The following is a 12,444-nucleotide window of genomic DNA, read 5'->3' as shown; positions in this document are numbered from 1 at the left end:
ATAATTTTAATGTGTTGCCTGATAGGCTTCAATCGCTTGCCTTACATTGCCAAATTGTTCCAACAAAGCTGCTGCATCCTCTTCAGTTGCCCCAGTCTGATCCATAATAATGCGTACCCCCCTACCAACCAATTTATGGTTTGACAACTGCATATCGACCATTTTATTTCCTTTAACACGGCCCAGCTGAATCATTACTGCTGTACTGAACATATTTAATACAAGTTTCTGTGCTGTACCAGACTTCATACGAGTAGACCCGGTCACAAACTCTGGCCCTACAATGACCTCAACAGGATATTGTGCAATTTCAGCAATCGGAGAACCGTCATTACAAACGATACAACCTGTTATCAGTCCTTTTTCGTTTGCAGTCTTCAAGCCACCAATGACGTAAGGCGTAGTACCCGAAGCAGCAATACCGATCACGACATCATTCTCATCAATATCATAAGCTTCCATATCCTTCCAGGCCTGCTCCAGATCATCCTCAGCAAATTCCACAGCCTTACGGATCGCCGTATCCCCACCAGCAATTAACCCAATGATCCACTCAAATGGCACACCATAAGTCGGAGGCAATTCAGACGCATCCAATACTCCCAATCGACCACTTGTACCAGCTCCGATATAAAATGTCCGACCACCCGCCTTCATTTTCTCTACCGTAACCTTAACCAATGCTTCGATCTGAGGAATAGAGCTTTCAACAGCTAGTGGCACAGATTTATCCTCGTTATTGATATTAGTCAATAATTCATGTACAGACATCTTGTCCAAATCCTGATAATTCGAATCTTTCTCCGTTGTATTAACCATTCTTAATATATATTGTATTTCTTAATTCAATAAACTAGGAATATCCACGATTTGATACCCCTTCTTTTTTAATATCTTAATTATATAATCCAAATGATGATATAGTTTATCTTTCCGTCTTTCGTCTGTCCCCATATGGATCAACACCATAAAACCATTCAGGCCGGATTTCATTTCTTGAGACCAAAGGCCTTCCAAAATTGCTGCAGAAGACAGATAACGTTTCCCCATTTCGGGATAGCTGTAATCCGCAGCGGTCCTTATTCCGGGTGTATAATTGATTGAAGACAACCCTATTTCTTTTGCCCATGCCACCGTCTGGCTATTATACCATTCATAAGAAGGAATATAATAATGTAGCTTACTTGTATCTACCTCAGAAAGTGCCAATTCAATCAGATTAGCCTTCAAATCCCGCAGGAACGAATCCCGGCTGACCTGCAACTTATCCCGACTCCCCCAATCGCTGATCAGAAGATGCTTATCTGAATGCCCCGACACCAAATGTCCGTCTTTCAACATCTGCCGGATATAAGGCTTGAATCTTGCGTTCCGTAGATAATCTCCTGTTAAGAAAAAATTCCCCTTCACGTGATGACGCCTCAAACTTTTCAAAACCACTGCTGTTCCCTCTGACAAATCATGCCCTGTAAAAAGTAAGGCCACTTTTTTCGTTGTAGAATCACCGCGGACAACCGCACCGAAGACATCCCTGATTACTTTTTTCCAACAGGCTCCTCCAATGCCTTTCCTTCTTTAGCCGCTAGCAAGTAGATCAATGAAGCTGTTCCATCCATGGTGGGTTCATTGGTACTGTAATCACCATAATCATCATGGTAAACAGCCAGGTCACTCTGAAAGTCCGCATAGCTATCAGGGTTATTCAGTTTAATACCGATCAGGTTACGGTAAGTAGATGCCATTATTGGACCATCTACTAGTCCGCCATCAATCGGGTGTTTACCCAAATAAGTAAAAGCAGAATGTGGATCAATTGGTGTATCGCCCCAAGATGGAAGACCATAGACCATACTTGTACCCCATGGATTAGCACCAAAGAGCCAATCGAAATTTGCCTGCTCCAGTTCATCAAACTGATTATCTCCTGTCAGCTCTTTATACCAAAGGCATTGCATTGCGAAAGAAGCTGTTAGATTGTTGCTGCACCAGATAAAAGGAACCCCTCTTAAAAATGCATTTTGCTCCGCACGTTTATTGACCTCTTCAATACCTTGTCTATAATATGAAACAATCTCCTCGCGATCCTGTCCTTTTATTTTTTTAGCCAATTCATAATGCCCCAGATTGATAAAAGGATACCACTGATAGTGCGCAGCAGTATCTGTTATCATCCAGGGTGTTATTTTTTCTTGTCTGGCATACTGCATAGCCTCTTCGGCAAACTTGTTTTTCTTTGTTACCGAAAGTCCCATTGCCGCTGCCAGCTGCATATCATCCACCCAATTGTCTTCGGCATAGATATAGGGCGATTTGACCGAAACCGTCTGTGTCACCCCAGGCTTTATATTTGCATACGCATAAGCTGTCTCTGCTTTCTGAGACAACAGCCTTGCATATTTTTTATCATCCTTCCCAAAAAGCATAGATCCCAAACGGAAAGCGCTACTCAATTTCCCTGCTGTAGAACTTGTTCCGGTAGTGTTATTCATAAACTTGCCCCTTTGTTGCGGCTCGCCATCTATAAAATACACCGGGCGTTCAAATCCACGACCATAATAAGGATCCTCCTTGGGCATACGCATACTTGCATGATCCCGATCATCCGCAATCTGATTATACATCTGATTCGCCTTTGGATGCATCTTCAGCAACCAGTCCAGTCCCCATTTAGCTTCATCCAATATATCGGCACGACCGTTCTTCCCATCCAGACCATTTGCCTGCTTTTGGTCAGCAAACACCTTCGGAAAGTCCCGATAAGCCGCCAGCAGATGGAATGTTGCATTTGCCGACGTAGTCGCGTATTGCAAATAATCAGAAGCATCATGCCAACCTCCCCCAGCATCAATATGTGAACTATCGGCTACACCGACTTTACCGGCATACAATGTAAACCCATCGTGCGTATGACAACTATCCTTTAAAAAGGGATTAAATAATGTCCGTTGTTGACGCATATACCGCAATACAAAGTCCGCTGCACCCTTATAGACATCGCGGGCTATCCTAAAATGAGGAGATTTGATTTCTCCTACCTGGATAAAAAAACTTCCCGTATCCTGTAAAGCCGAGAAATCGAATCGAAAACTCTGCACAAAAGGGCCGTAAACACCATAATCTTTCCCTACGGGATGAGCATACACTGATTTACCTGTCTTTGCATCTTTAACCTCAAAAGAACGAAGCTGCCTGATTGATTTCCCGCCCCATACCGCGACTTTTTTACCTGCCGGTGTATAGCCTAATTGGTTTATTCGAATCCAAGCATTTTGCTGTGCTTCCGCAAAGTTACAAACAAAACATGCAAAAACAAGCAAAAAAGCTTGACGTAAATTTAAGAAGTTTAGACATTCTTTTATCATAATAAGGCATTTATTTTTAATAAAATCAACTCAAACGGTTGTTTAAAACCTCAAAGAAACTATTTTACCGTCCATCGTACTTGCAACCACCTCATTACTAACGCTTACCACGACAGGATTGACCATGCCATTGGAAATTTTATATTGCCACATTATATCGCCTGTTTTTGCATCAACAGCCGAAAGCAAACCCGAATGACTCGGCACAAACACCAATTTACGATTTGTTTTTATCGCCGAAGGCGTCAATTCATAAGGCAATTTTAGTTTTGCTTTCCAAATTACGTCCATTTTCTCACCTGAAGAAGAAATCCCCAGCAAATCGCCATCCATTGTCTTCACGTAAACCTGTTTTTTATTTACTCCCAATCCCATAGATTCCCGCACACGTATGGTGTCTTTCTTTTCTCGCCAGACCACAGTCCCATTCTTTGCGTCTAATGCAGTCATAAACCGATCCGGTGCAACAACAAATACGCGATTATTTACCCCAACAGGATTGCAGGCGGCAGCCGAAAACATCCGATTGGCGTGGCCATTGTTCCATTCCCAGGATAGTTTTCCAGTTTTGGCATCCAATGCATAAAATCCATTTCCCCACGAACCGAAGATGATATTGCCCAAATAATACGTTGGCAAAGTCGATACAAACCCTTTGACCTGATCAAAACTCCATCTTAATTTACCAGTCTTTATATCCAAGGCTCTGAATTTACCATCCGAACCGCCGATAAAAGCGACACCATCATGCAGCAGCGGCGAACCCAATACTGCCTTATCTGTCTGTACCTTCCAGAGTAGTTTTCCATTTTCCGCATTGACAGCATATATAAAGTGATCCGAAGAACCGGCTACAACAATACCCTTCCAAACTGCTGGCGTGGAGTACACTTTCCCTCCGGTCCGAAAAGACCACAGTTTTTTGCCGGATTTAAGGTCCAGGGCAAAGATATCACCCGCGGTATTAGAGGTAACAACCTTGTTTTTATAGATTGTCAACCCTGCACCAATATCACTTGCATCTTCAAAAGTCCAGTTCACACGGACAGCACCTTCATACTTCTCATTGACCGCATAACTCGGCCGTGGATAAGTTGTAGTTTCGCGGTCATAGCGATGGTCAAACAAAGGTACTTCTAACCAAGGTTTTTCTTGTGTACCAATCCCTGGATTACGCTCTTGATAAGTCGCTTTTCCATCACCAATGGTTACAATATTATAGCCACCGACAGCTTTATTTGCACGTAGGTTGGATCGGCCCATCACACCCGGAATCCCTTCCCAGTCATAGGCCTTGTTAGCATGTCCATGCCCACAGAAAGCCAATTGAACATTACGTGTTTTAACGCGCTTCAATGCATCAAACCAATTGTTCAGCGAGGAATCCTGTGGATAATGGTTAATATAAATTAATGGTGTTTGCCTGTCAGGGTTCGCAGCAAAGATAGAATCCATCCACACCAGATTTTCACGTGGTATCTGCCCTGGGCTCATGCGCATATTCGGACCAGAGTTTGTTCCAATAAATTCATAGCCCTTATGTTTAAAGAAAAAAGTCTCACCACCAAAAACAGTACGAAAGGTATTGGCTCCGTTTTCAGACCAGTTTCCATCGTGGTTACCCGGAATTACATACCAAGGCAACTGCAGACTATCCAAAATCCGCTTTGCCAATTTCAGTTCCTGATCAGCCCCAAATTCAGTAATATCTCCTGAGAGTATAACAAAATCGATGTCTTTCAATGTATTAAGATCCTTTACAGTACGTTGCAGATCTTCCTCCCCTGTTGCACCACCGACATGTGTATCCGTGACATGGGCAAATTTAAATGACTGCGCAAAGGACACATTGATAATGCACAATAATGCAATAATTAAGGCTTTAAGCTTCGGTTTCATGGATAAAGTTTTCTTAAAAATAGCGTTTTTATGCGTAAACATAAAATATAAATGCGTTTTTATGCATGATATTTTTGATACAAAAACATATTACCTATTTCTTTTCCAATGGGATTTACAAAAAAGCCTTGTCTAATTCTTAGACAAGGCTTAATAGTATTAAGAATCGAATTACCAGCCCTTTGTTTGGGTCAGTTTATAACCGCGCTGCTCATATTCGACCATTTGCGCCTGGCCGACAGGAGCCAGATAATTCTTATCCATAATCGCATTTCTGTTTGAAGCATTTTGTACAACAATAAAACCAACCATTTCAGCAGCATTTGACCCATTGTACGTTACAATAGTACCATCCACCTTTCTAACTTTGGTAACATTAATATAATTTGCCTTCAAAAAATCTGGGGCTTGTTTTGCCACATCAACCCAGATACCCGTAAAGTAGTCGGTATTTTTAGAAAAATCCATATAACTCAACTTCTTCCATCTTCTAAGATCCATTAAACGTGAATACTCAAAAACAAACTCCATGCGACGTTCACGACGAATCTCCCACATCAAGGGTGATACATCTCCATCACGCAAAGGATCATTCGCAATGGCCCCTAATTGAAGCGCTGCCGTTTTCTTCACTCCTCTTGCTACTGCTATTTCATCCAAAGGTCTGCTACGAATCGCATTAATTGACTTATCTATATCCGATTGGCCAACAGCAGCTCCTCCGAAGAATTCAGCCAAAATCTGCTTCGCCTCCAACCAGTTCAACACGACTTCCGCATATCGGATAACAGGAGCATCAGAAGTATTTGTATTGGAATTCCATTTTGAATAATCCGGATTTGCACTTGGAATTTTATACCCATTTCGCGCAACATACTTGGTTCCATAAACAAAAGTAGAGGCCTTCGAGTTTAGATCAGTATCAAATGAAGCCTCAAACCGAGGATCGCGCGTTTTTGCTAAATTTACAAGGGAAAAATCTGAGGCATTTTCCACAGTAGATGAAGCATATGGCTTGGCATCAACACAAATAAACTCCTTGATCAGCTTCAAGTTTGGAGCTGCCGCCTGTGCCTCTATACCATTTTGATAAGAACCGATTGCGTGAAACACATTGACGGAAGCATCATACTTACGATAAAGAATAACCTCCTTGTTACTATTCAAGTCTTGCGAAGAAAACAAGCTTTTAAAATCTGAACCAAAAGAAAATTTACCAGAATTCATCACAATCTCAGCAGCACTTTGCGCCAATTCCAAATATTTTTTTGCTTTAGCCTGATCCAAACCGTGGTATTTTTGCCAAGATCCTTCAAATAACATAAGACGGGAAATAAAAGAAGCTGCCACGTATTTATTCAAGACATTTACCCCATCATCATTACGCATATTTTGTAGCACAAATACAAAGTCATCATACACATGATCCATTACTTCGCCACGATTCGTACGATCTTTATACTGAGTATCGAAATCAGCCGCAGGTATTTCTTTCTCAAAATAAGGCACATCACCAAACACAGAAACCAAGCGCGCATATTCAAATCCTTTGAAAAAACGAGCCACGGCAGTCCAATGATTGTACTGCTCTGGTGTTAAATTAGGCTTAGCGATATTATCTAGACGGTCCAAGAAAATATTAGACTTACGTACCCAGGAAAAATTCCAGGTTGGCCCTGCATAACCACTCAACCAATCTCCAGCTTCAGCAACAGAATATCTCGAATCTGGAATAGAGTTTTCAAAACTAGTCTGCTGACCACTAAAAGTCAAATCATCAGAAAAGGTATACCCCCTAACAGGTGTGTAATCCGTTGTATAGGAACTATTATAACCATTGAAATACTGCGTATAAAATCCATTCGCAAACAGCCTGAGATCATTTTCATCCCTCCAGTAAAGACCTTGTCCGTCTGTAATTTTATCCAGAGCCGGGCGGTCCAACAAGCTGTTACAGCCTGTCAACCCCATGGAAACCCCTAATAATATATATAAAAATTTTGCTTTTATTTTCATGATAATTTCAATTAGAATGTTAATTGAACACCCACAGATGCTGATTTAAAAGTTGGCGTTCCAACCCCCGTGCGACCGCCGTTGTAATTATTTTTTAACACATCAACAAACATATTTACACCGTCCACAGCCTCCGGGTCGATTGGTAACCCCTTCAACTTATCCCAGGTAAAGAAATTTTCCAACGCAGTGTAAACTCTCAGGTTACTGATACCGATTCGTTTTAATGTACCTGCCGGAACCGTATAACCGAGCGTCAGATTCTTCACCCGCAGATAAGACATATCTAGCAAATAACGGCTTTGAACCTGCATATTGTTGATATCGTTTGTTCCAGCATTATTAAAAGGAGCCGGATAAAATGCATCTGTACGATCTTTAGTCCAGTAGTTTGAAGACATTACCGCAGGCATAGCTCCATCTGAAGAATTAAAGCCCGCTTGAGCTAAGAAACCTGTCCCCCACACCTGTCTACTACCTACACCCTGAAAGAATGCCGAAACATCAAACCCTTTAAAATCAGCTCCCAATCTAAAACCATACTCATATCGCGGAGTTGAATTACCAATAACTTTCAAATCACCATGGTCCGCCAATGTTTTCTTGCCATTATCGATCTTACCGTCTCCGTTCAGGTCCTTGAATTTAACATCACCTGGGCCAAAACGGAATGTAGCGGAATTTTGCACCCAGCTTTGGTAAGCTCCATTCGGATCCGACAACTTATTCATTGTCTTACCATCTATAACCGCGGTAACTAACTCATTTCCATTATAGACGAAATCGCTATTTTGATATAAACGATCTGTTTCATATCCCCAAATCTCGCCATAAGTCTTACCACTATAGTTTTCAGTAACAATCGTTGTTGTTCCATATTCCGTGATAACAGACTTCGCATCAGAAATATTAGCTCGCAAGTTGATACCTAAGCCATTCTCAAATCGATGATTATAATCGACAGCAAACTCCCATCCACGAGTACGCAATGCTCCAAAATTGCCCATCGGGGCTTTAGAACCAAATGTTGGCGCTACGCCCTCCATTGGCACAATCATGTTCTTTGTATCCCGCTGATACCAATCAAACACAAAACCCAGTTTATTTTTAAAGAAACGCGCATCAAAACCAACATCTAATGTCGCAATATCTTGCCAACCTATAGCAGATAAAACCGCCGCCGGCGTTCCGACAAACCAACTCCTATCACCCGCATTGCCTATCCATGTAGATTGCGAGTTTTCCATAAAACTTGTATATAACGCATTGGAAACAGATTGATCACCAATACTACCCCAAGACCCCCGGATTTTCAGTTGGTTCATAAAATCACTAGACCAATCCATAAAAGACTCTTGCGACACTACCCATCCCGCGGACACCGATGGATACCACTTCCATCTTAAATTTGTCGGGAATTTTGAAGACCCATCTCTACGCAAATTAGCCTCAAAAAGATATTTATCTTTATAAGCATAATTCACCCGGCCGAAGAAACCGATTTGTGATTCCCAAAATTTCGCACCCGATCCAGTCACAGTTCCTGAACCAAATGTCAATTGAGGATTCTTAATATCTAGTAATTTGGTAACCTGAGTCCAAGAATTTTCTGTTTTCTCCGCAATACGGTTTAGACCTAACATAAATTTAAAATCATGACCACCATCAAGATTTAAATTATACGTCGTAAAAGCGTTGATCGTATGACGTAGAATATTTGAATTATCCCTGCGATAATGATCCGGATTAGCTCCGGATGCCGTATATGTAAAATAGTCTAAATCATATGCTGGCACAGCACCTGTAGCTGAAGCATCCACATAGTTACCCGAACCATCCACATATCTCTGATTGCCAGCAGCATCTAATTTTTTCACTGGAGCGCCCCATGAATTACCAGCAGTAAAGCGAGTTCCCGGCTGGTTCCATAGCATCTCTTGATTTGACAATGTATAATCAAAATCAAGCTTCCAGTTTTCCATAAAGTTTACTGTAGCACCGGCATTAAAATTCATGTAATTTTTCACTTGGCTGGCAACATTCGCCGCCCCAGTCTCATAGGCCGGACTACGGATCGGATCGCCGTCACCATCATTTCCGTATGGATACAATGAACTCCATCGGTACATATAAAGCCACGGATCGGCTGTAGTTGAATTTGTTGCATAAGGATACTGCTTATTCGTACGTGAATAGATAGCACCCGCTCGCGCTGTAATATACTTATTCAACTCACTTGTAACCCTTACTGATGCATTATAACGCGAGAATTGATCTGTATTTGTTTTTAACATACCGGACTGATCAAGCATGCCCAACCCTACATTATAACCTGTTTTACCAGTCTTTCCAGACAACGAAAGATTATGCTGTTGCGTCGGAGCCCATTCACGAATCATATAATCAAACGGATCATAAGTCCGAACACCGTATTTATATCCAGTAGCAGGATCAAAATACCAATCACGCTCATATAAGGTGGGATCGTCTTTACCAATAGAACTGCCATACTTATCCTGCCATTCGACAGCTCTCTTATAGCTCTCTTCGTTGATTTTATAGAAAGCCCCAACAAAATTATTTCCTTCTCGCTTCCCAGCATCTAACGAATATCTCAACGCATCCACCGTTCCCATTTCGTATTTCTTGAATGGGTTCTGAAAAGAGAAATTATTGGAATAACTGATTGTATTGCTTTCCGTTTTAGCCCCCTGCTTAGTCGTTATCAGAACAACACCAAATGCCGCCTTAGCACCATAAATAGATGAAGCGGCAGCATCTTTTAAAACAGTTATTGACTCAATATCATCGGGATTGACAACATTGATACTTGGGATTTCAACATTATCCAACAGGATCAATGGGTTACTAGATCCATTAATAGACCCTATTTGTCCCCGAATTTTAATTGTTGGATCAGAACCAACCTCGCCATTAGGTATAGTAACACTCAAACCAGGCGTACTCCCTTGCATCGCACGACCGGCATCAGCAATTGGTCGCCCCTGCATCGTTTCTTTAATATTAATAGAAGCAACAGCCCCTGTCAAATTACCTTTCTTTTGTGTACCATAACCAACAACAACAACCTCTTCCAAGGATTGATTGTCATCAAGCAACGTCACATTAAGCGTATTTGAAGTCACAGTGACATCCTGTGAAATATACCCTATGGATGAAAAACGTAATTTACTCCCCACAGCAGCTGTAATCTTGAAATGCCCCTGTGCATCGGTTTTAGTAGAAACACTTCCGCCAACGACAGAAATGCTTACATCTGAGACTGGGCCTTTTCCATCCGTTACAGTACCTTGCACCGTATTTTGAACCGAATTCTTCGATGAAGCGCGAAGCAGAGCACCTCTCAAGTTAGCACTGCTCAAAACGCCTTCCTTCTTTACGAAAGAATAGGATTCAGAAGGAAAACTCAATCCAAGAGCAACAGAAAATAGTACAAATTTTCTCATTGATTATAGAGTTTTAAAAATAAATGATTCTAGTTAGTATTGTTTATTCGTTAGTATTGTTCGCAATAAGCTATTCAAAATCGCTGTACAACAGGTACTTTTTGCGCATTTGCTTGTAAACCTTCAAGTCTGCAGCCCAAGATGCCCGAATCTGTCCCTCGGACTCTCCTGCTATAATTTGTTTGCGCAATTGATCTGTCCCGGCTAGCTTATCAAAAAATTCTGGTCTAGCAAAAAACGTAGTCTTATCCGGTGTCTTGTTATAAAAATCCAGCAAGTATTTTAGTGTAAATTTTTGTTTATCAGGATTCAGGTTACGTAGGTCGACACCATAATTCATAGCGCCTTTCCCCTCCACATGCTTCGACATACCATGACGTTCACCCGGAGTAAATGTAAAAGATCCATAAACAGGATTTGTATATCCCAATACCTGAAAAGGCCAGTCCGTACCGCGACCTACCGAAATATCTGTTCCCTCAAACAAACACAATGAGAGATATAAGCGCACAGAAAGCTGATTAGGTATGCTTGGCGATGGAATAACAGGCAGATCATACATCTTCTTATGATCCCAATTTTGCACTTTCACAACCTGCACATCAGCCTGACGCCCGTTCTCCAGCCATTTTTCTCCATTGATCATCTGTGCGAGTTCACCAATGGTTAATCCATGAATCATGGCAATTTTATGCCACGAAACATCTGACTTAAATTTATCATCATGGCGAACAGGCCCATCTACTTGATCACCATTTGGATTAGGTCGATCCAACACAATCAGTTTTTTATTATGCTTTGCACATAATTCCATGACACGGTGCAAAGAAGTAATATACGTATAGAAACGCGCACCAACATCCTGCAGGTCAAAAATCATAACATCAATGGAATTGACAATAGAATCTTGTTTTTTATTACCACCATATAAAGTAAATAGCGGTAAGCCCGTTTTCTGATCGACATCGTTACCGAACTTCTCGCCACGCTCGACGTTACCTCGAAAACCATGTTCCGGAGCAAAGGCAAATTTCAGATCGACCTTATTTTCAAGCAAAACATCCACTAAATGTCTTTTGTCACCCCCCACAATTGAAGTCTGATTTCCCATAATCCCAACCTTCTTACCTTTTAACTGCGGCAGATACAGCGGCAACTGGTCAGCCCCCGGAGTAATAACAGCACTGGCCATTTCTCCTACTGACCCCACATCACTCTTTTTGTTCACCTGTACCGACCTTAAGGGATGACCACAAGAGATAAAGGAGAAAATAGACACCGCAACGGTTAATTTTAACAAGGTATATTTCATCATAAATAGACTATTAGACCATGCATAAAATGCAGTTTTATGCATGAATAATTGAAAATCAGAATAAAAGTAAGTAGTTTTTTTCGTTTTATAAATGAAAAGTGTTAAAAAACGCAAAATAAAGTAAGTGCCCACTAAGTATTTAGTTCACCTCAAGCATTTTAATAATAGGCATTTCTTTTACAAAAAACAAATAAAAATACACTAAAGACACATATAAAGACTTTTAAATACCATCTATTAAAACAACTCACCATAAATCAAAATAAATTTAAAAACACTCACAATAAAGCATAATAATGCAACACAAAACTAGACACTATTAAATTTTTAATGCAATAAAAAAGTCGGAAAGGAACCTTTCCGACTTTAGTCATATCAACATATT

Annotated in this window: 7 protein-coding genes; all 7 read right to left on the bottom strand. The window is 41.0% G+C overall.

The window, feature by feature from the left end; translation table 11 throughout:
* Positions 1 to 6: 6 nt before the first annotated feature.
* The 7 genes from murQ to OGI71_RS21530 all read right to left on the bottom strand — a co-directional run bounded on the left by murQ (position 7) and on the right by OGI71_RS21530 (position 12,059).
* Positions 7 to 819, bottom strand: a complete 813-nt coding sequence (gene murQ / locus OGI71_RS21560) for an N-acetylmuramic acid 6-phosphate etherase (protein ID WP_282251833.1) — start codon at positions 817 to 819, stop codon at positions 7 to 9.
* A 21-nt stretch (positions 820 to 840) separates the two neighbouring features.
* A complete protein-coding gene (locus OGI71_RS21555) occupies positions 841 to 1,485 on the bottom strand; it encodes a polysaccharide deacetylase family protein (protein ID WP_282251832.1) in 645 nt (214 codons plus the stop codon).
* A gap of 50 nt (positions 1,486 to 1,535) precedes the next feature.
* A complete protein-coding gene (locus OGI71_RS21550; RefSeq protein WP_282251830.1) occupies positions 1,536 to 3,362 on the bottom strand; it encodes a glycoside hydrolase family 9 protein in 1,827 nt (608 codons plus the stop codon).
* Between the two features lie 42 nt (positions 3,363 to 3,404).
* A complete protein-coding gene (locus tag OGI71_RS21545; RefSeq protein ID WP_282251829.1) occupies positions 3,405 to 5,261 on the bottom strand; it encodes a PQQ-binding-like beta-propeller repeat protein in 1,857 nt (618 codons plus the stop codon).
* A gap of 171 nt (positions 5,262 to 5,432) precedes the next feature.
* Positions 5,433 to 7,277, bottom strand: coding sequence for a RagB/SusD family nutrient uptake outer membrane protein (locus OGI71_RS21540; protein WP_282251828.1), 1,845 nt, complete (start codon positions 7,275 to 7,277; stop codon positions 5,433 to 5,435).
* Between the two features lie 11 nt (positions 7,278 to 7,288).
* Entirely contained in the window at positions 7,289 to 10,744 is a 3,456-nt protein-coding gene (locus OGI71_RS21535) for a TonB-dependent receptor (protein ID WP_282251827.1), read from the bottom strand.
* Positions 10,745 to 10,814: 70 nt separating this feature from the next.
* A complete protein-coding gene (locus tag OGI71_RS21530; protein ID WP_282251826.1) occupies positions 10,815 to 12,059 on the bottom strand; it encodes a DUF1343 domain-containing protein in 1,245 nt (414 codons plus the stop codon).
* Positions 12,060 to 12,444: the final 385 nt, after the last annotated feature.

The sequence above is a fragment of the Sphingobacterium sp. ML3W genome, from assembly GCF_029542085.1.
In the GTDB taxonomy this organism is placed as follows: Bacteria; Bacteroidota; Bacteroidia; order Sphingobacteriales; family Sphingobacteriaceae; genus Sphingobacterium.
The sequence above is the reverse complement of the archived record's forward strand: the minus strand, read 5'-3'. Positions and strand labels throughout refer to the sequence as shown.

What these genes read in the sequence shown, in the direction of transcription:
- murQ (WP_282251833.1), bottom strand. Translation starts at nt 819, where the DNA reads ATGGTTAATACAACGGAGAAAGATTCGAATTATCAGGATTTGGACAAG.
- OGI71_RS21550 (WP_282251830.1), bottom strand. Translation starts at nt 3,362, where the DNA reads ATGATAAAAGAATGTCTAAACTTCTTAAATTTACGTCAAGCTTTTTTG.
- OGI71_RS21540 (WP_282251828.1), bottom strand. Translation starts at nt 7,277, where the DNA reads ATGAAAATAAAAGCAAAATTTTTATATATATTATTAGGGGTTTCCATG.
- OGI71_RS21545 (WP_282251829.1), bottom strand. Translation starts at nt 5,261, where the DNA reads ATGAAACCGAAGCTTAAAGCCTTAATTATTGCATTATTGTGCATTATC.
- OGI71_RS21535 (WP_282251827.1), bottom strand. Translation starts at nt 10,744, where the DNA reads ATGAGAAAATTTGTACTATTTTCTGTTGCTCTTGGATTGAGTTTTCCT.
- OGI71_RS21530 (WP_282251826.1), bottom strand. Translation starts at nt 12,059, where the DNA reads ATGATGAAATATACCTTGTTAAAATTAACCGTTGCGGTGTCTATTTTC.